A 19,269-nucleotide genomic window follows, 5' to 3' on the forward strand; every position below is an offset into this window, starting at 1 on the left:
AAATAACGCGTTTATGTAGTGAAATATGCGGAAAATGGAACAAGAACGGCAAAAAATGTAATCAAATTATTTTAAACGGAATTTAGCTGCAAAATTGGGGCTTAAAACCAATTCTAAAAAACCGTTGTTTTTACGAATTTTGGTAGTAATAGCATCAGCAGTAAAAAAATTAACGGCACTATAAGCAATGATTTCTTTTTTATTGATTTGACAAAAAAGCTCGGCAGGAAGTATTTTATTTAATTCTTTAAACGTAATGTTTTTTAATACAACTTCTACTAATTCTGGTAGCAGCGCAATTTTATCTCTCGGATCAGCATCCGAAACTTTGATGTATAAAATATCAGAAAATTGCAAAACCATTTTACCACGATCAGTATTTAAGGTACAAAAACTTACCGGTTCTGGTTTTATTGCAGTTGTCATTTGAGCCTTTGCAATGGCTTTTTCTAATCGTTCTTTTTGTATCGGCTTGGTTAAATAATCTACCGCGTTTAATTCAAAAGCTTCAACGGCAAAATCTCGAAATGCGGTAGTAAAAATAAATTGCTTGTTTTGCATAATATTAGCCAAAGCTAAACCATCTAACACTGGCATTTGTATGTCAGAAACAACCAAATCAAAATCTAAATTTTTATACTCGGCTAAAAATTTTTCTGACTGATTGTAAACTTTTACAACTTCTACCGTATCAATTTGTTCTACAATCGCTTTTAAGTAGGTTAAGCTCGGTAGCTCATCATCAATTAAAATACATTTAATGGGTTCCATTTCGTAAATCTATTTTTAAATAGGCATTAAATATTTCGTCTTGCACCACACGTTCTAACTTAAACTTGTTAAAATACAAGTGCTGCAAACGCGTTTCTAGAGATTGTCCGCCAATACCCGAATGCGGTTTTAATAACGGAGGTTTTTGTGATATTTTGTTAGAAACAGTTAGGATAAAAAATCCATGGCTTAATTCCATCTGAATTGAAATAAACGAATGTTCGCTCTGAATATCGGCATGCTTAAAAGCATTTTCAATCAAATCAATACAAATTAGAGGTGCTAAAACTTTTTGATGCAGTAATGCATCGTTTTCATCAAACTTAAATTTAGATTTTAAATCAAACAGCGGGCTTAGTTTAATTTTATTAATTTCTATAAAGTTCTTAGCGAATTCCATTTCGTGATAAGGTGTTACAAATTGGTTGTTGGTTTCGTACAACACATAATCTAAAACATTAGCTAATTTATCAATGGTATAATACGATTGATACGCATGCGATTGAATAGAATTTAAAATATTTTTAAACAAATGCGGATTCAGCTTATTTTCAACAAATGTTAATTCGTTGTTGTGCTGACTTTGCTGAAACAAATCGTTCATGGTTTGATGCAAAATTTTATTTTTTTGATATAATTTAAAAACCAAAAAAATTAAAATTAACAAACTAATAAGCAAAAACGGTATAAAAATTGTGATAATAGTTGTGTACATAAGTTTGCATTGGTAGTTAGTTTTTTCACTAATTCATTTTATAATTCGTAATTTATGTTTCAATTTTAAGAATTATTTGCTACAAATATAATTTCTTAATATAGATTAATTAGAATAAAAAATAGTTAAAGTAACTTTGATAAAAAATAAAACAGATGCTAACAACAACATTACATAAAGCAAATACACGTGGTTTTGCCGACCACGGATGGCTAAAAAGTTATCATACTTTTAGCTTTGCTGACTATTTTGATGAAAACCGTGTACATTTTGGTGCGCTTCGCGTTTTAAACGACGATTACGTAGCGGGTGGCATGGGCTTTGGTCAGCATCCACATCGTGATATGGAAATTATTTCGATTCCGTTAGAAGGTGATTTGGAGCACCAGGATTCTATGGGAAATAAAGAAATTATTCGTCATAGCGATGTACAAGTTATGAGTGCAGGAACTGGAGTTATGCACAGTGAATATAATAAAAACAGTGATAAAGCCGTTAAGTTTTTACAGATTTGGGTAATTCCAAATCAGCAAGGCGTAACCCCACGTTACGATCAAATTACGTTAAATCCTGCCGATCGTAAAAACACGTTTCAGCAAATTGTTTCGCCAAACGCAAACGATGCCGGAGCTTGGATACACCAAAACGCATGGTTTAATTTAGCCGATTTTGATGCTGGGTTTGAAAAAAAATATACCATAAATCAAACAAGCAACGGATTGTACATTTTTGTATTATCTGGTTCTGTAACAGTTGCCGATCAGGTTTTAGAAACCCGAGATGGATTAGGAATAGAAAATTTTACAACTTTAAACATTAAAGCCCTAGAAAATAGCTCGTTTTTGTTAATGGAGGTACCTATGTTAAAATAAGTAATAACACTAAAATTATATAATTATGTCAAATATTAAATGGACAGTTGATCCAACACACACAACAATTGGTTTTAAAGTTAAACACATGATGTTTACTAACGTTAAAGGTCAATTTGAAGATTACACAGCATCTGCTGAAACTGCAAACGAAGAAAACTTAGTAGGTGCTAAATTGCATTTTGAAGCAAAAGCAACATCTATTAACACAGACAACGCAGACAGAGATAACCACTTAAGAAGTGCTGACTTTTTTGATGTTGAGAAATACCCAACATTAAAATTTGAATCGACTGCAATTACTCAAAAATCTGGTAACGATTACGTTATTGAAGGTAATTTAACTATTAAAGATGTTACTAAATTAGTACAATTAAACGGAGAATATTCTGGAAAATTAACTGATCCATGGGGTAACACAAAATCAGGATTAAATATTCAAGGAGCTATTAACCGTAAAGATTTCGGATTAAGCTGGAACTCAGCTTTAGAAACTGGTGGTGTTTTAGTTTCTGAAGAAGTAAAGTTTGATATCGAATTACAATTCATCAAACAATAATTATTTAGTAAAGGTTAATTATAAAAAAGCTGCATCATGCAGCTTTTTTTTATGCTTAAAAAGTACATTTAAAAAACAAAAACTAAAAAATTGTATCTTTGTAGCTATGGAAAACATGAATTTACGAACGGTAACCGTAACCCGCTATATAACACCTTTACGTGAAGGCGGTTCTTTGCCGGCTTTAGCTGATGCTGATGATGGCTTTAAATACGTTTTAAAATTTAGAGGTGCAGGCCACGGCGTAAAAGCTTTAATTGCCGAACTTTTAGGCGGATTAATTGCACAAGCTTTAGCACTACCGGTACCCGAATTGGTTTTTGTTAATTTAGACGAACAATTCGGAAAAACAGAAGCCGATGAAGAAATTCAGGATTTACTTGTTTTTAGTAAAGGATTAAATATGGGCTTGCATTATTTACAAGGTGCTTTTACCTTTGATTTTGCCACAAACGATTGCGACGAACTTTTAGCCAGTAAAATTGTTTGGTTGGATGCCTATATTACAAACGTTGACCGTACCTACCGCAACACCAATTTATTGATTTGGAAACAAGAATTGTGGTTAATAGATCATGGTGCTGCTTTTTATTTTCATCATTCATGGAGCAATTGGGAACAAGCTGCTAAAACACCTTTCGCCTTAATTAAAGATCATGTTTTAATTAGCAAAGCCACAAAATTAGATGAAGTTCATGCTGAATTTACTAAAAAATTAACCCCAGAAGTTTTACAAAACATTGTACAAACCATTCCTGAAGATTGGTTATTATGGGAAGGTAGTGAACAAACACCTGACGAAATTAGAGCTGTATATTATAATTTTTTAACGCTACGTTTGGCAAACGCCGAAATATTTTTAAATCAGGCAAAAAATGCAAGATAAATATATTTTTGAATACGCAGTAATTCGCGTAGTACCTAAGGTAGAGCGTGAAGAATTTGTAAACGTTGGTTTAATTTTATTTAGCAAACGACTAAAGTTTTTAAAAATTCAGTATCAAATACCAACACATAAAATTCAGTGTTTATGTGCAGATTTTGATATAGATCAGTTAGAAAAAAACTTAGCTGCTTTTGAAAAAGTTTGTACAGATAAAACCAATCGCAGTCCTATTAGTCAATTTGAGATTGATGAAAAGTTTAGATGGATTACAGCCGTTAAAAGCTCGAGCATTCAAACCTCACGCCCGCATCCGGGATACACGGTAAATATAAACGAAACTTTTGAAGCTTTATATCAAGAGCTTGTTTTGTAATTTTTAAGAAACAAAACTGTAATTCCGATTTCATTATTAGCAAAATAGTCGGCATAAATCTAATTTATTATAATTTTTTCTTTACAAATAGTTAAAACAAATTCTTCATTTCAATTTTTATTTAAATATTTATAAATTTGAATAAATAACAAAAACATGTACAACAAAGTATTTTTTCAAGGCTTATACGGTAGTGATTCCATCGAGTTTGCTCGCGGGCTAATTAACGTGCATCCGTTTGGCGAAATAGGAAAAAACAACAACAATAAGGTTGAAGTACATGCGCACAACAATTTATTTCAGATTTTTTATATTGAATCAGGAATTACTGAAATTACCTATCAAAACAAATCTACCGAAATAGAAGGACCGAGTATTATCACCATTCCTAAAAATACACCACACGGTTTTATTCACCATACCGAGGTTAGCGGTTGGATTATTTCCTTATCTGATTCTGTACTAGAAAGTTTATTGAACCGAGAAGCTGAAGTGCTTTTTACCTTGTATAAAATTTTTGCAAAAAACATTGATGTTTTAGATGCTAATGATTTAGTTATTATTAACATATTAAAACAATGTGTACAAGAATATAATGAGAATCAACCCGGTAAACTAATCATGTTGCAAAATCTAGTTGGGCAACTTATTATTCATTTATATCGCTTACAACACCAAGATAATGTGTTAGAACAAGTAATAGATAATTCGTACAAAGTTTATTTCAGAAACTTTATGATGCTCATTGCAGAATCACGTTCGTTTAAAAAAACGATTGATGAATACGCACAAGAATTAAGGATTACAACCACACATTTAACGCGTGTAACAAAAAACATCTCCAACAAATCGCCTCGAGAAGTAATTGTAGATTATTACATATCCGAAGCTAAACTTTTACTATCTAACCTAAAGTACAACATTAACGAGGTTGCTCGTGAATTGGACATAGAAGATCCAAGTTATTTCTCTCGTTTATTTAAAAAGAAAACAGGCATTACGCCCAAAGAATTTCAGAGGCAAATTAAAGTAAAAGCGTAAATATCAGGTATTAAAAGTACCATTTTTACAAAAATAATCCTACCTCAATCAACTCATAAAGCTATAAATTTGTGGAAAAGTAAGTGGTCACTTACCGTAAAATTTCACAAAATGCACAACATAACAATAAAAAGAATAGAAGCTACAATTGTAGATCTACCAACCATTCGTCCACACCATTTATCAATGGCTGTAATGATGAAACAATCTATGGTAATAATCCGCATTATTTGTAGTGATGATATCGAAGGAATTGGTGAAGCTACTACCATTGGTGGTATTTCATACGCAGATGAATTTCCAGAAGGAATTAAATTAGCGATTGACACCTATTTTACTCCTTTGTTAGTTGGACAAAATCCTACACAAATAAATAGTTTAATGAAAATGTTAGATAAAAACATTTCAGGAAACAATTTTGCAAAATCAGGAATTGAAACTGCTTTATTAGATGCTCAAGGTAAACGTTTAAACGTGCCAATTGCAACTTTATTTGGAGGTTCTATATCAACTCAACTTCCGGTTTTATGGACTTTAGCAAGTGGTGATACACAAAAAGATATTGATGAGGCAAAAAAATTAATTGCTGAAAACAAACACAATACATTTAAACTTAAAATTGGTAGAAAAGACCCGAATGTTGACGTAGCTCACGTTTCGGCAATTAAACAAGCTTTAGGTGAAAATTATAAAGTAACGGTTGATGTTAATCAAGCTTGGAGCGAGCAAGTTGCTAAAAAACAAATTCAAAAATTACAAGATGCTGGTGTTGATTTAATTGAACAACCTTTAGTAAAAACAAATTTTGAAGGCTTAGCACGTTTAACCGAATATTTTGAAGTGCCAATTATGGCTGATGAAGCTGCAGGAACCGTTTCTGATGCGTTTAAATTAGCTAAAATTCATGCTGCAAATGTATTTGCATTAAAAATTGCTAAATCGGGTGGTTTAACAAACATTGCACGTCAAGCAGCAATTGCACAAGGAGCAGGAATTTCATTATACGGAGGTACCATGTTAGAAGGTTCCATTGGAACCTTAGCATCTGCGCACCTATTCTCAACCTTACCTAACTTAGATTGGGGAACTGAACTTTTTGGTCCACTTTTATTAACAGACGATATTGTTAAAAAATCTATTGTTTATCAAAACAATACATTAGAAATTCCTGAAGGACCAGGTTTAGGAGTTGAATTAGACATGAATCAAGTAGAAAAATATAAAAGAAAATAAACATGGTATACGTTGTTGAAATGGATGTAAAAATCCCAGAAACTTGGAGTGAAGAAAAAATTGCAGATTACGTTGCTAGAGAAAAAGAAACTTCTCAAAAATGGCAAAAATCTGGAAAATGGGTTTACCTATGGCGCGTTGCTGGTAAATATTCTAACATCTCAGTTTTAGATGTAGAAAGCCCAGAAGAATTTCATCAAATCATCAGCTCATTACCTTTATTTCCGTACATGACAATTAAGGTAACAAGCGTTACAAAACACCCAAACGCAGTACGCGAAAACATACTATAACAAAACATAACAACAATAAATAAACATTAAAACTATGGCAAGAATGGATCAGTCGTTAATCGACGCAACTTTAGAGCTAATAAAATCGCAAGAAAAAGCAGGAGAAGGAAACGAAAGAGTAAAAGAAATTGTAAATAGATTATTAAAAGATTTATTTAATGCAATGGCTGACTTAGACATTACTTCTGAAGAAATGTGGAAAGCTTGTGATTGGTTAACACAAACAGGTAAAAACAACGAATGGGGATTAGTTTTTGCTGGTTTAGGAATTGAAAAATTCATTGATGTTAAAATGGATTGGGAAGATGAACAAGCTGGTATTCACAACTTAACACCTCGTACAATTGAAGGACCTTTATACGTAGCTGGATCACCAGAATCGTTAGGTTATGCTGAATTAGAAACTGAGGTTGAACCAGATGCTGAGCGTTTATTTATGAGCGGTTATGTTAAAGATGAAAACGGTAACCCAGTTGAAAACGCGTTAGTTGAAGTATGGCACTGTAACTTAAAAGGTTTATATTCTCACTTTGATTCTACACAACCAGAATTCAACTTAAGAAGAGCAATCCGCACAGGTGCAGATGGTAAATATGAATTTAAATCTGTATTACCAGTAGGATATGCATGTCCTCCGGGTGGATCTACAGATACGTTAATGTCGTTATTAGGTCGTCACGGAGCACGTCCAGCGCACATTCACTTCTTTGTAACACATCCAGATTTTAGAAAATTAACTACACAAATTAATATTGAAGGTGACCCATTAACTTATGATGATTTCGCTTTCGCAACACGTCCTGAGTTAGTTCCAGCAGTAAATCGCATTTCTGCAGAAGATGCAGCAAAATACGGAAAAGACGAAGCGTTTGCTAAAATTGACTTCGACTTCAACATGGTTAAAGAAAAAGAGCAAGCACCAGCAGGAGAAAACCACCGTACAAGAGCTTCTGTATAATCTCAAATATTAATAGTTATTCATAGTTATAAGGGATTCGAAGCTTTATTATTCGAATCCCTTATTTTTAAAAATAAGGATATGAGCAAAAAAGTAACCACTGAATATTTAGATTCTTTGTTAGTTCACGATAAAGAAAACGGCATTTACCGTCATAACCGTGAATCATTTACAAACGAAGAATTATTTGATTTGGAGATGAAATATATTTTTGAGGCAAACTGGGTGTATTTAGCTCACGAAACTCAAATTCCAAATATTAATGATTATTACACAACTACAATCGGAAAACAATCGGTTGTAATTACCAAAGATAAAAACGGAGAATTACATGCATTAATTAATTCATGTACGCACAAAGGTGCACAGTTATGTCGCTACAAAAAAGGTAATAAATCTTCATTTACTTGTCCGTTTCACGGATGGACGTTTAACAACGCAGGTAAATTATTAAAAGTAAAAGATGCTAGAACAGGCGGATACCCAGAGCAATTTAACTGCGACGGATCTCATGATTTAGTTAAAGTTGCGCGTTTTGAATCGTACAAAGGTTTCTTATTCGGTTCATTAAGTGCTGACGTTTTACCTTTAGAAGAATATTTAGGAGAATCTAAAACAATTATTGATCATATTGTTGACCAAGCACCAGAAGGTTTAGAAGTTTTAAACGGTAGTTCACAATACATTTACAACGGAAACTGGAAATTGCAAATGGAAAACGGTGCTGACGGATACCACGTATCTTCTGTACACTGGAACTATGTTGCAACTATGGGACGTAGAGATTATGCAAAAGAATCTACAAAAGCAGTTGACGCAAACGGATGGTCTAAATCGGTTGCTGGAGTTTACGGATTTGAAAACGGACATATGTTATTATGGACCAATAAATTAAACCCAGAAGTAAGCCCAATTTACGCACAAAAAGATCGCTTAATCGCTGAGTTTGGTGAAGACAAAGCTGGTTTCATGGTAAACATGACACGCAACTTAGCTGTTTATCCAAACTTATTCATCATGGATCAGTTTTCAACACAAATTCGTGTAGTAAAACCAATTTCTGTAAACGAAACTGAAGTAACTATTTACTGTTTTGCTCCTAAAGGAGAAAGCGCTGAAGAAAGAGCAACACGTATTCGTCAATACGAAGATTTCTTTAACGTTACCGGAATGGGAACACCAGATGATTTAGAAGAATTCCGTTCTTGTCAAGTAGCATATTTATCTACAGAATTAAAATTCAACGACATGAGCCGCGGTGCAACACACTGGATTTATGGGCAAGATGAACAAGCACAAAAAATGGGCATTAAACCATTAATTTCTGGTATTAAATCAGAAGACGAAGGCTTATTCTTGACACAACATGAATACTGGCAAAAAGAGCTTAAAAAAGCGATTGAATTAGAAAACTTAGAAAAGTAACAATTTGACCATGGAAAACTACAACAAAATACTTGCATTTCTATACAAAGAAGTACGTCATTTAGATGATAAAGAATGGGATGAATGGCTAAAATTTTACGATGAAGATTGTACCTATTGGATGCCAGGATGGACAGATGAAGATGAGTTAACTACAAACCCACATACCGAAATTTCGTTAATCTACTACTCTAACAAAGGTGGTTTAGAAGACCGTATTTTCCGTATTAAAACAGAGCGTTCATCTGCTTCTACTCCAGAAACAAGAACATCACATAACATTAGCAATGTTGAAATTTTAGAAGAAAATGAAAACGAAGTTAAAATCCGTTTTAACTGGCACACGCTTTCTTTCCGTTACAAAAACACCGATCATTATTTCGGAACAAGTTTTTATACGTTAAAAAAAGTAGACGATTCTTTCTTAATTGCTAACAAAAAAATTATACTTAAAAACGATTATATCCGTCAAGTTTTAGACGTATATCATATCTAGAATACAAAACATATGGCAAAAGTTGCACTAAATTTTGAAGATGGTATCACTCGTTTTATTGAAACGTCAGGATACGAAACAATTGCAGAAGCTGCGTATAGAGAAGGAATCAACATTCCGTTAGATTGTGCAGATGGAGCATGCGGAACTTGTAAATGTTTATCTCGTAGTGGATCTTTTGATGCAGGAGATTATATTGAAGAAGCTTTATCAGACGAAGAAGCAGCACAAGGTTACGGATTAGCGTGCCAAATGCGCCCAGAATCTGATATGGTAGTAGATATTTTAGCAAGCTCATTAGCTTGTAAAGTTGAAGCTACAAACTACCAAACTGAAATTACAGAATTAACATTCTTATCTTCAGAAGTAGTAAAATTAAGAGTAAAAACAAACGACGGCGCAACTATTGCTTTTTTACCAGGGCAATATGCTAACATTTTAGTACCAGGATCTGGCTTAACACGTTCGTACTCGTTTTCATCAGTTTCAGGATCAGACGAAATGGAATTTATCATTCGTTTAATCCCAGAAGTTGGTTTAATGTCAAACTTTTTACGTCAAGCAAAAGTGGGTGATCAATTAGAAATCACTGGTCCGTTAGGAAGTTTTTATAACCGTGAAATTACAAAACCAACATTATTCTTTGCTGGTGGAACAGGAATTGCACCTTTCATTGCGATGATGGAGCAATTAAATGCAGAAAAATGTGCGCAAAACATTCAATTGTTTTACGGTGCAACAACTACAGAAAATGTGGTTGAGTTAGAGCGAATTAAAGGTTACGCAAACATTAATGTAGAAACTTTCGCTTGTGTTTCTAACGAAGAATCAACAACATTCCCTACCGGTTTTGTAACACAATGGATCAATACAGATACCTTAACAGCGCCATCTTACGACATTTACATTTGTGGACCAAACGCCATGGTTGATGCAGTTAAAAATGCATTAGAAGCGAATCAAATTAAATTTGACAACTTCTACACTGAAAAATTTGTACCAACAGGTACAACAACCGCTTAATAACACGACAATGATTTTCGAAAACAGATTTTTAGATAAAGTTGCTATTGTAACCGGTGCCGGACAAGGAATTGGTAAAGGCGTTGCAGAACGTTTAGCTAATGAAGGAGCAAAAACCGTTTTGGTAGACCGCTCTGATATTGTTTTAGGCGTAGCCGATGAATTAGCAAAACAAGGCTTACAAGTACTTGCTGTACTTGCTGATTTGGAAACGTATGCTGGTTTTGAAAAAGTAGTGGCAGAAACCCTAAAGGCTTTTAATCGTATTGATATATTAATCAACAACGTAGGCGGAACCATTTGGGCTAAACCATACCAACATTACAAAGAAGACGAAATTGTTAAAGAAATAAACCGCTCTTTATACCCAACATTATGGGGGTGCCACAGCGTACTACCTGCAATGATAGAAAATAAAGGTGGGGTAATTATTAACGTTTCATCTATTGCTACACGTTCAATCAACCGCATTCCTTATGCAGCTGCAAAAGGAGGCGTAAATGCATTAACTGCATCATTAGCGTTTGAACAGGCACCGAACAACATTCGCGTAGTTGCCATAGCTACCGGAGGTACAGAAGCTCCAGCACGTATTGTTCCTCGTAATGAGAATAAAATGACTGCTGAAGAAGAAGTTTGGTACCAACAAATTGTAGATCAAACTAGAGAGTCAACTTTAGTAAAAAAATACGGACAAATAGAAGATCAGGTTAACGCCATTCTATTTGCCGCCTCAGACGAAGCCAAATACATTACCGGAATTACAATTCCTGTTTCTGGCGGAGATTTAGGATAATATAAGTAACTATCTGTAATTTTTATTATAGATAGTTTCTTGTTTTTATTACAAGCTTTTAGCTACCTATTATTTTAATCAAAAAAAACAAAGTACTATGCCTAAAATTGAATTAAAGAATTTCACTTGTAACTATTTATACGAAAACTTCGGACACGATCATACGTTAGTGTTTTCAAATTCATTAGGTACAAACTATTCAATGTGGGAAGATAATATTGACGAACTAAGTCATTATTTTAACATTCTACGTTACGACAAAAGAGGACATGGTGAAAGTACCATTAATCAAGACAAAGTTTCAATTGCAGAGCTTGGCGAAGATGTAGTTGAACTTGTTGATGCATTAAAACTAGAAAACGTTTTTTTCTGTGGCCTTTCAATTGGCGGATTAACCGGACAATGGTTAGCAATTAACAGACCAGATCGTTTTAAAAAATATATTATTTGTAATACCTCTGCTAAAATTGGAACGGTAGAAAGTTGGGAAGCACGTATTAAACAAGTTACCGAACATGGTTTAGGTAGCATTTTACAAGGTACTGCCGACCGTTGGTTTACGCCACATTACCGTGCAAACAATCCAGAAAAAGTAGAAAAAATATTAGCCGATTTTCAGGCAAATACTTTACAAGGCTACACCGCATGTTGTCACGCAGTTGCTCATGCCGATTTTAGAGAAGAATTACACAAATTGGTAAAACCTTTACTAATTATTGCAGGAAGCAAAGATGAAGTTACAACGGTAGAAGATGCTAAGTTTATTCAAAAACATGCAGGCGTTACCAACCTAATTTCATTAGATGCTGCGCATTTATCAAACATGGAACATCCGAGAGAATTCTCAAAACATATTATACATTATTTACAACATTAATAAACACACAATTATATGAAACAAGTTCCTCAAATTTCTTTACAAGAAGCGGTAGCTATGGTAAAGGACGGCGATGTATTATTACAAGGTGGATTCGGGATGACAGGAAACCCAGTTCACTTAATGCATGCTTTAGCAGAAACTGGAACAAAAAACTTAACATTCATTGGTAACAATGTTGGTGAAGTTGGTATTGGCGGCGGACGTTTATTACGTAACGGTCAATTAAAAAAAATGATTGGTTCTTTCTTCACTTCAAATCCTGAAGCAGTAAAAGCAGCTCAAGATGGTGTAGTAGAATATGAATTATTACCTCAAGGAACTTTAGCAGAAGCTTTACGTGCAGGTGGTGCAGGAATTGGTGGTTTTTTCACACCAACCTCAGCAGGAACAGCATTAGCAGAAGGCAGAGAAACTAAAATATTTAACGGCGAAGAACAAGTTTTAATTCCAAGCTTACGCGGAAACGTTGCATTTATTCGTGCTTGGAAAGCAGATACAGCAGGAAACTTACAATACCGTATGACCGAGCAAAACTTTAACCGTGCTATGGCAACAGCTGCCGATTTAGTAATTGTTGAAGTAGAAGAAATTGTACCGGTTGGCGAAATTTTACCAGAATTTATTCACACACCAGGTTCGTTTGTAGATTATTTAGTACAAGCAACTTTAACGTTAGAAGATTTAGGAAGTTCAGCATCAGTTTCTTCAAGCAAAAAAGTTTCTGAAAGCCGTATGAATATGGCTAAACGTGCTTTAAAAGAATTACAAAAAGGTGATGTAGTAAACTTAGGAATTGGAATTCCAACTTTAGTTGCCGATTTAATTTCTGAAGAAGACGGTATCATTTTACATACCGAAAACGGAATGTTAGGCGTTGGTCCTGCTCCTACTGATGGTGGTGGTGCTATGGAATATCCGGTAAACGGGTAAAATTCCGGTAACAGCATTAGATGGTGCTTCATATTTTGATTCTGCAGATTCATTTGCTATGATTCGCGGTAAGCATATTGACGTAGCTGTTATGGGTGGTTTACAAGTTGACGAAGCGGCAAACTTAGCTAACTGGGCAGTTCCTGGTCAACCTTTATTAGGCGTTGGTGGTGCAATGGATTTAGCTTCTGGAGCTAAAAAATTAATCATTACCATGATGCATACTGAAAGAGATGGCGATGCAAAAGTAGTTCCTGCATGTACCTTACCATTAACAGCATTAAAAGCAGTTGATATGGTAATTACAGACAAAGCTGTTTTTGAATTTATTGACGGACAATTAACCTTAACAGAAGTTATGCCAGGCGCAACTTTAGAAGAAGTTCGTGCAACAACAACAGCAAAATTTGCTGAAAAGTTAAGCTAAATTAAATGTAGATGTAGTAATTTGGGTAAACCAAATACAAACCATATGGAGAATTTCATAAAAAAAATTATTACATCACAGTTACTCATATATATTTTCAGATGTTTACTGGGCTTTACAATCGGGTATAACTTAATGATTCAATATCCCCATTACGAACCGTTTTGGGGATTACTTTCAATCATTCTTGTTATTTCTCCCGAGGCAAAAGATTCTAGAAAACTTTCTAAAGAACGCGTAAAATCGAACCTTATAGGTTCTATCGTTGGGCTTTGTTGCGTGTACATTAACAACGATCCACCAATTTATTTGGTGATGATCGGCATTGTTAGCACTTGCGTAATTTGTTATTTATTTAATATTATGAACATGGCTCGCGTAGCTATTGTAGCATTAATAATCATCTTAATACAACCGCACGTTTCAAACATAGCCATAACACCAATTTTACGTTTTGCATCTGTAGCTGTTGGCTGTGGAATTGGTTTTTTAATCACCTTGTTTACATCAATGGCGCTTAGAAAGCTAAAAAAATATTACAATATTGTAGAATAAATTTAGACAAAATGAACAAAGAAGCTTATATAATTGATGGGATTAGAACCCCAGTAGGAAGCTTTGGCGGAGGTTTATCTGCTGTTAGAACAGACGATTTAGCTGCCATTGTGATTGAAGAATTAGTAAAAAGAAACCCAAATATCCCGACCGATAAAATTGACGATGTTATTTTAGGATGTCACAACCAAGCTGGTGAAGATAACCGTAACGTGGCTCGTATGGCAGGTTTGTTAGCTGGTTTACCAGTAACTGTACCAGGCGAAACGGTTAACCGTTTATGTGCATCAGGTATGGCAGCCATTGTAAACGCATCTCGCGCTATTAAAACTGGCGAAGGTGATATTTTTATTGCAGGTGGTGTAGAACATATGACACGCGGACCGCTTGTGGTTTCTAAACCCTCTAAAGCTTTTGGTACAGATTCTAAAATGGAAGATTCTTCTTTCGGATGGCGTTTTGTAAACCCAAAAATGAAAGAAATGTACGGAACCGATCCAATGGGAATCACGGCGGAAAACTTAGTGGATATGTATAATATTTCTCGCGAAGATCAAGACAAATTTGCTTTAGCTTCTCAGTTAAAAGCAGCTCAAGCAACTGCAAATGGTCGTTTAGCAGAAGAAATTGTACCGGTTGTCATTCCACAACGTAAAGGTGAACCTGTTGTTTTTGATAAAGACGAATTTATCCGTGGCAACTCAACTTTAGAAAGCTTAGCAAAATTACGCCCTGCATTTAAAAAAGACGGAACAGTAACCGCTGGTAACGCATCAGGTTTAAATGACGGAGCTGCTGCCGTTTATGTAGCATCTGGCGAAGCTGTAGAAAAATACAACCTAAAACCAATGGCACGTATTGTTGCATCAGCAGTTGTTGGTGTAGAACCGCGTATTATGGGTATTGGTCCAGTAACAGCAACGCAAAAAGCGTTAGAAAGAGCGGGCTTAACGTTAGACGATATGGATGTATTAGAATTTAACGAAGCTTTTGCAGCACAAGCTTTAGCTTGTACACGTGCTTTAGGGTTAGCTGATGATGATGCACGCGTAAACCGTAACGGTGGTGCTATCGCTATCGGTCACCCACTAGGTATGTCAGGTACAAGAATTACATATTCTGCTGCTTTAGAATTACAAAAAACGAACAAAAAATATGCGTTAGCAACCATGTGCATTGGCGTAGGTCAAGGTTATGCAATTGTATTAGAACGCGTATAATTCCCAAATAAAATGTCGAAAAAACAGGAAATTTTAAATGCTTCCCTTATTCTTTTTACAGAACAAGGTGCGCGAGCGACCTCAACTAAATCAATAGCAAAACAGGCAGGCGTATCTGAAGCTTTAATTTTCAAATATTTTGGCACCAAAGATAACTTGCTCGAAGAGCTGATTAAAAAAGATTATTTAGAGGCGATAGATTTTACTCGAAATAAATTGGCGCGTAATGCTCCTAAAGATTTTTTAATTCGTTTTATAGATTTACCTATTGAGTTGGTAGACGATAAATTTGATTTTTGGCGTATGATTTATAAAATTTTACCCCTAAATCCTATTGCACAGCAATATCATACCAACTTTATGAAACCCAGTCATGATAAATTACGACGTTGTTTTGAATCATTGGGATATCCTAAAGCTGAGTACGAAGCTGAAATATTATTACTTTTTACAGATACCGTTTGGAAAAACTATGTTTCTGGCAACTTAACTAAAGAAAGTTACCAAGAAATTGCCACGTTACTCAAAAAGAAATATGCACTTATATAAATTAAAGCAATCCGTAAATGGGTTGCTTTTTTTTGTGTTTTACTTATGGTATATTTGTAGTTTAACTTCAAAAAACAAGATGGCTAAAAAAGAAAAAGAGGTAAAAGAAACGCCATTAATGCAACAATACAACCAAATTAAAAATAAATATCCAGACGCGTGTTTGTTATTCCGCGTAGGCGATTTTTACGAAACTTTTGGTGAAGATGCAGTTCGTACTGCAAAAGTTTTAGGCATAACCTTAACCAAACGCGGCGCAGGCAGCTCAAGCGAAACCGAATTGGCTGGTTTTCCGCATCATTCCTTAAACGTATATTTACCTAAACTGGTAAAAGCAGGATTGCGCGTGGCTATTTGTGATCAGTTAGAAGATCCAAAAATGACTAAAACCCTTGTAAAACGTGGCGTGACCGAATTGGTTACACCGGGCGTTGCTATTAATGACGAAGTTTTACAAGCCAAAACCAACAACTTTTTAGCTGCCATTCAGTTTGGTAAAAAAAATATTGGTATTGCTTTTTTAGATGTTTCTACGGGCGAATTTTTAACTTCTCAAGGCAATGAAGAATATATTGATAAGTTATTACAAAACTTCCGTCCAAGCGAAGTTTTAGTGCAAAAAGGAAATAAAAATCATTTTTTACACCATTTCGGATCCGATTTTAATCTGTTTTATTTAGAAGATTGGGTTTTTAAAGAAGATTATGCATACGAAACCTTAACCCAACATTTTAAAACCAACTCTCTAAAAGGTTTTGGAATTGAAGAGCTGACCGAAGGCGTAATTGCAGCCGGTGCCGTTTTATATTATTTATCAGAAACGCAGCACAACCGCATCCAGCACATTGCAAATATTCAGCGAATTGCTGAAGATGCCTATGTTTGGATGGACCGTTTTACCATTCGCAATTTAGAATTACACCACAGCACCAACCAAAACGCAACCACGTTATTGGATGTAATTGATCAAACCTTATCGCCCATGGGCGGCCGTTTATTAAAACGTTGGTTGGCTTTACCATTAAAAGACAAAAATAAAATTATTGCACGTTATGAAGTTGTTTCGTACTTAAAAGAAAACACTGAAATGTTGCAATTTTTTCAATACCAAATCAAGCAAATTTCAGATTTAGAACGTTTAATTTCTAAATTAGCTATCGGTAAAGTTTCGCCACGCGAAATCCTTTATTTAAAAGATTCGTTGGATGCTATTATTCCTATCAAACAAAAAGCTTTGCTTGCCAAAAACGAAGCTTTAAAAACCATTGGCGATAATTTTCATGCGTGCGAATTGCTTCGCGAAAAAATAAGCACAACCATTGCAACCGATGCACCAGTTGCTTTAAATAAAGGCAATGCTATTGCAGCTGGCGTAAACACCGAATTGGATGAGCTACGCAACATTTCTCAAAACGGCAAAAACTATTTAACCGATTTAGAAGCGCGCGAAAGCGAACGCACCGGCATTCCGTCACTAAAAGTTGCTTTTAACAACGTATTTGGCTATTATATTGAAGTTAGAAATACGCACAAAGATAAAGTTCCGGCAGAATGGATTCGTAAACAAACCTTGGTAAACGCTGAGCGTTATATTACAGAAGAACTTAAAGAATACGAAACTAAGATTTTAGGAGCCGAAGAGCGCATTGCGCGAATTGAAGCCGAGATTTACGAAAAGTTTATTATTTGGTGTGCGCAGTACATTCAGCCTGTACAATTAAATGCTGGTTTGGTGGCACAATTAGATTGCTTACAAGCTTTTGCACAATTGGCTATTGATAATAATTACGTTCGTCCTAATTTAGTTGACGATTTTGTTTTAGATATTAAAGAAGGGCGCCATCCGGTAATAGAAAAACAACTTCCGTTTGATGTACCTTATATAGCAAACGATGTTTATTTAGATACCGAATCGCAACAAATTATCATGATTACTGGGCCAAACATGTCGGGTAAATCGGCTATTTTACGTCAAACGGCGTTAATTGTTTTATTGGCTCAAATGGGAAGTTTTGTTCCGGCAACCGAAGTTACCATGGGCATTGTAGATAAAATATTTACACGCGTAGGTGCATCAGATAACATTTCTATGGGCGAATCAACTTTTATGGTTGAAATGAACGAAACCGCATCTATTTTAAATAACCTTACCAATCGCAGTTTAGTTTTATTGGATGAAATAGGCCGCGGAACCTCAACTTACGATGGAATTTCGATTGCATGGGCCATTGCCGAATACGTGCACGAGCACCCTAACAAAGCTAAAACCTTATTTGCTACGCATTATCATGAATTAAATGACATGCAAAATCAATTTTCGCGCATTAAAAACTATAACGTTTCGGTTAAAGAACTTAAAGATAATGTTTTGTTTTTACGCAAACTAGTTCCTGGCGGAAGCGCACATAGTTTTGGAATTCACGTTGCAAAAATGGCCGGTATGCCACAAACGGTAATTACTAAAGCTCAAAAAATATTAAAAAAATTAGAAGCTAGCCATAAAACGGATAGCAAACCTGATTTAAAAATTCAAGACATTCAACTTAATATGTTTGACATGGGTGATCCGGTTTTAGAAGAGATTAAGCAAGATTTAGCTAATCTTGAAATAAATACCTTAACTCCGGTTGAAGCTTTATTAAAGTTGAATGAATTAAAAAAGAAATTAGTTTAATGTTAATTAAAAAAAGTAGAACTTTTAGAAAAGCAAAATATGTAATTTACAAGGAAACCTTAGTTAACAAACAAGAACATTTTTGGGCGTTTGTAGGTTCGTTTTTAGGTTTAGGTACTATAAGTTATTTGCATTACAACCAATTTAATGAATTGGGTTTTACTTTACTTATTGGTTCTTTTGGAGCAACTTGTGTCTTAATTTATGGTGCAGTTAACAGCCCATTGGCACAACCCAGAAATTTATTTTTAGGCCATTTTATATCGGCGTTAATTGGGATAAGTTGTTTTAAATTATTGCCTAATTTAATCTGGGTTGCTGCCCCCCTAGCCGTTTCTTTATCTATTATTTGCATGCAAATTTTAAAGGCATTGCATCCCCCAGGTGGAGCAACAGCATTAATAGCTGTAACTGGAGGACCGAGCATTACCAATATGGGTTATATTTATGCCTTTAGCCCGGTATTAACAGGCGTTTTTATTTTGTTTGTTTTTGCGCTAATTTGTAACAATATTCCAAAAGGCAGAAAATATCCTATTCAAAATATATTTAAAAAATAACCTTAGCATATATGTTAAGGTTATTTTTTTATG

Annotated in this window: 22 protein-coding genes; 20 read left to right on the forward strand and 2 right to left on the reverse strand. The window is 34.7% G+C overall.

Annotated elements, in window-relative coordinates:
- Positions 1-66: 66 nt before the first annotated feature.
- Positions 67-771, reverse strand: a complete 705-nt coding sequence (locus K5I29_RS09265; protein WP_264432731.1) for a LytR/AlgR family response regulator transcription factor — start codon at positions 769-771, stop codon at positions 67-69.
- Entirely contained in the window at positions 758-1,420 is a 663-nt protein-coding gene (locus tag K5I29_RS09270; RefSeq protein WP_264432732.1) for a histidine kinase, read from the reverse strand. Before K5I29_RS09270 ends, K5I29_RS09265 begins: the two co-directional genes overlap by 14 nt.
- Positions 1,421-1,641: 221 nt before the next feature.
- Here K5I29_RS09270 and K5I29_RS09275 point away from each other — a divergent pair, with 221 nt between their 5' ends.
- The 20 genes from K5I29_RS09275 to K5I29_RS09370 all read left to right on the forward strand — a co-directional run bounded on the left by K5I29_RS09275 (position 1,642) and on the right by K5I29_RS09370 (position 19,236).
- Positions 1,642-2,358 carry a pirin family protein gene (locus tag K5I29_RS09275; RefSeq protein WP_264432735.1) on the forward strand — a complete coding sequence of 239 codons (717 nt, stop codon included), beginning with the start codon at positions 1,642-1,644 and terminating at the stop codon, positions 2,356-2,358.
- A 25-nt stretch (positions 2,359-2,383) separates the two neighbouring features.
- A complete protein-coding gene (locus K5I29_RS09280) occupies positions 2,384-2,917 on the forward strand; it encodes a YceI family protein (RefSeq protein ID WP_264432737.1) in 534 nt (177 codons plus the stop codon).
- A 106-nt stretch (positions 2,918-3,023) separates the two neighbouring features.
- On the forward strand, positions 3,024-3,803 hold the full coding sequence (locus tag K5I29_RS09285; protein WP_264432739.1) for a HipA family kinase: 780 nt from the start codon (positions 3,024-3,026) through the stop codon (positions 3,801-3,803).
- A complete protein-coding gene (locus K5I29_RS09290; protein ID WP_264432742.1) occupies positions 3,793-4,176 on the forward strand; it encodes a DUF3037 domain-containing protein in 384 nt (127 codons plus the stop codon). Before K5I29_RS09285 ends, K5I29_RS09290 begins: the two co-directional genes overlap by 11 nt.
- Positions 4,177-4,332: 156 nt before the next feature.
- Positions 4,333-5,217, forward strand: coding sequence for an AraC family transcriptional regulator (locus K5I29_RS09295; RefSeq protein ID WP_264432744.1), 885 nt, complete (start codon positions 4,333-4,335; stop codon positions 5,215-5,217).
- A 111-nt stretch (positions 5,218-5,328) separates the two neighbouring features.
- Positions 5,329-6,450 carry a muconate/chloromuconate family cycloisomerase gene (locus K5I29_RS09300; RefSeq protein WP_264432746.1) on the forward strand — a complete coding sequence of 374 codons (1,122 nt, stop codon included), beginning with the start codon at positions 5,329-5,331 and terminating at the stop codon, positions 6,448-6,450.
- A gap of 2 nt (positions 6,451-6,452) precedes the next feature.
- Positions 6,453-6,743, forward strand: coding sequence for a muconolactone Delta-isomerase family protein (locus tag K5I29_RS09305; RefSeq protein WP_264432749.1), 291 nt, complete (start codon positions 6,453-6,455; stop codon positions 6,741-6,743).
- A 34-nt stretch (positions 6,744-6,777) separates the two neighbouring features.
- Positions 6,778-7,701: a dioxygenase family protein gene (locus K5I29_RS09310; RefSeq protein ID WP_264432751.1), complete on the forward strand. Its 924-nt coding sequence runs from the start codon at positions 6,778-6,780 to the stop codon at positions 7,699-7,701.
- Positions 7,702-7,782: 81 nt separating this feature from the next.
- Positions 7,783-9,126, forward strand: coding sequence for a Rieske 2Fe-2S domain-containing protein (locus K5I29_RS09315; RefSeq protein WP_264432753.1), 1,344 nt, complete (start codon positions 7,783-7,785; stop codon positions 9,124-9,126).
- 10 nt (positions 9,127-9,136) lie between these two features.
- Entirely contained in the window at positions 9,137-9,622 is a 486-nt protein-coding gene (gene benB, locus K5I29_RS09320; RefSeq protein WP_264432755.1) for a benzoate 1,2-dioxygenase small subunit, read from the forward strand.
- A gap of 12 nt (positions 9,623-9,634) precedes the next feature.
- A complete protein-coding gene (gene benC / locus K5I29_RS09325; RefSeq protein ID WP_264432757.1) occupies positions 9,635-10,645 on the forward strand; it encodes a benzoate 1,2-dioxygenase electron transfer component BenC in 1,011 nt (336 codons plus the stop codon).
- 10 nt (positions 10,646-10,655) lie between these two features.
- The gene (locus K5I29_RS09330) at positions 10,656-11,441 is read left to right on the forward strand and encodes a 1,6-dihydroxycyclohexa-2,4-diene-1-carboxylate dehydrogenase (RefSeq protein WP_264432760.1); all 786 of its coding nucleotides are present in this window, start codon (positions 10,656-10,658) and stop codon (positions 11,439-11,441) included.
- Positions 11,442-11,538: 97 nt separating this feature from the next.
- Positions 11,539-12,318 (forward strand): 3-oxoadipate enol-lactonase, encoded by a 780-nt coding sequence (gene pcaD, locus K5I29_RS09335; RefSeq protein WP_264432763.1) that lies wholly within the window; start codon positions 11,539-11,541, stop codon positions 12,316-12,318.
- 15 nt (positions 12,319-12,333) lie between these two features.
- A complete protein-coding gene (locus K5I29_RS09340; RefSeq protein ID WP_264432765.1) occupies positions 12,334-13,251 on the forward strand; it encodes a 3-oxoacid CoA-transferase in 918 nt (305 codons plus the stop codon).
- Position 13,252: 1 nt separating this feature from the next.
- The gene (locus tag K5I29_RS09345) at positions 13,253-13,678 is read left to right on the forward strand and encodes a CoA-transferase (RefSeq protein ID WP_317134313.1); all 426 of its coding nucleotides are present in this window, start codon (positions 13,253-13,255) and stop codon (positions 13,676-13,678) included.
- A 135-nt stretch (positions 13,679-13,813) separates the two neighbouring features.
- The gene (locus tag K5I29_RS09350; protein WP_264432770.1) at positions 13,814-14,233 is read left to right on the forward strand and encodes an FUSC family protein; all 420 of its coding nucleotides are present in this window, start codon (positions 13,814-13,816) and stop codon (positions 14,231-14,233) included.
- 11 nt (positions 14,234-14,244) lie between these two features.
- Positions 14,245-15,453: a 3-oxoadipyl-CoA thiolase gene (gene pcaF, locus K5I29_RS09355; RefSeq protein ID WP_264432772.1), complete on the forward strand. Its 1,209-nt coding sequence runs from the start codon at positions 14,245-14,247 to the stop codon at positions 15,451-15,453.
- 12 nt (positions 15,454-15,465) lie between these two features.
- Positions 15,466-16,002, forward strand: a complete 537-nt coding sequence (locus K5I29_RS09360) for a TetR/AcrR family transcriptional regulator (RefSeq protein ID WP_264432773.1) — start codon at positions 15,466-15,468, stop codon at positions 16,000-16,002.
- A gap of 79 nt (positions 16,003-16,081) precedes the next feature.
- Positions 16,082-18,676: a DNA mismatch repair protein MutS gene (mutS, locus tag K5I29_RS09365; protein WP_264432775.1), complete on the forward strand. Its 2,595-nt coding sequence runs from the start codon at positions 16,082-16,084 to the stop codon at positions 18,674-18,676.
- A complete protein-coding gene (locus K5I29_RS09370; protein WP_264432777.1) occupies positions 18,676-19,236 on the forward strand; it encodes an HPP family protein in 561 nt (186 codons plus the stop codon). The genes mutS and K5I29_RS09370 overlap by 1 nt, the downstream gene beginning before the upstream one ends.
- Positions 19,237-19,269 lie beyond the last annotated feature (33 nt).

Source organism: Flavobacterium agricola (genome assembly GCF_025919725.1).
In the GTDB taxonomy this organism is placed as follows: Bacteria; Bacteroidota; Bacteroidia; order Flavobacteriales; family Flavobacteriaceae; genus Flavobacterium; species Flavobacterium agricola.

Bases quoted from the DNA above. Each gene is read 5' to 3' on its own strand.
- K5I29_RS09265 (WP_264432731.1), bottom strand. From the start codon at position 771: ATGGAACCCATTAAATGTATTTTAATTGATGATGAGCTACCGAGCTTA.
- K5I29_RS09275 (WP_264432735.1), top strand. From the start codon at position 1,642: ATGCTAACAACAACATTACATAAAGCAAATACACGTGGTTTTGCCGAC.
- K5I29_RS09280 (WP_264432737.1), top strand. From the start codon at position 2,384: ATGTCAAATATTAAATGGACAGTTGATCCAACACACACAACAATTGGT.
- K5I29_RS09285 (WP_264432739.1), top strand. From the start codon at position 3,024: ATGGAAAACATGAATTTACGAACGGTAACCGTAACCCGCTATATAACA.
- K5I29_RS09290 (WP_264432742.1), top strand. From the start codon at position 3,793: ATGCAAGATAAATATATTTTTGAATACGCAGTAATTCGCGTAGTACCT.
- K5I29_RS09295 (WP_264432744.1), top strand. From the start codon at position 4,333: ATGTACAACAAAGTATTTTTTCAAGGCTTATACGGTAGTGATTCCATC.
- K5I29_RS09300 (WP_264432746.1), top strand. From the start codon at position 5,329: ATGCACAACATAACAATAAAAAGAATAGAAGCTACAATTGTAGATCTA.
- K5I29_RS09305 (WP_264432749.1), top strand. From the start codon at position 6,453: ATGGTATACGTTGTTGAAATGGATGTAAAAATCCCAGAAACTTGGAGT.
- K5I29_RS09310 (WP_264432751.1), top strand. From the start codon at position 6,778: ATGGCAAGAATGGATCAGTCGTTAATCGACGCAACTTTAGAGCTAATA.
- K5I29_RS09315 (WP_264432753.1), top strand. From the start codon at position 7,783: ATGAGCAAAAAAGTAACCACTGAATATTTAGATTCTTTGTTAGTTCAC.
- benB (WP_264432755.1), top strand. From the start codon at position 9,137: ATGGAAAACTACAACAAAATACTTGCATTTCTATACAAAGAAGTACGT.
- benC (WP_264432757.1), top strand. From the start codon at position 9,635: ATGGCAAAAGTTGCACTAAATTTTGAAGATGGTATCACTCGTTTTATT.
- K5I29_RS09330 (WP_264432760.1), top strand. From the start codon at position 10,656: ATGATTTTCGAAAACAGATTTTTAGATAAAGTTGCTATTGTAACCGGT.
- pcaD (WP_264432763.1), top strand. From the start codon at position 11,539: ATGCCTAAAATTGAATTAAAGAATTTCACTTGTAACTATTTATACGAA.
- K5I29_RS09340 (WP_264432765.1), top strand. From the start codon at position 12,334: ATGAAACAAGTTCCTCAAATTTCTTTACAAGAAGCGGTAGCTATGGTA.
- K5I29_RS09350 (WP_264432770.1), top strand. From the start codon at position 13,814: ATGATTCAATATCCCCATTACGAACCGTTTTGGGGATTACTTTCAATC.
- pcaF (WP_264432772.1), top strand. From the start codon at position 14,245: ATGAACAAAGAAGCTTATATAATTGATGGGATTAGAACCCCAGTAGGA.
- K5I29_RS09360 (WP_264432773.1), top strand. From the start codon at position 15,466: ATGTCGAAAAAACAGGAAATTTTAAATGCTTCCCTTATTCTTTTTACA.
- mutS (WP_264432775.1), top strand. From the start codon at position 16,082: ATGGCTAAAAAAGAAAAAGAGGTAAAAGAAACGCCATTAATGCAACAA.
- K5I29_RS09370 (WP_264432777.1), top strand. From the start codon at position 18,676: ATGTTAATTAAAAAAAGTAGAACTTTTAGAAAAGCAAAATATGTAATT.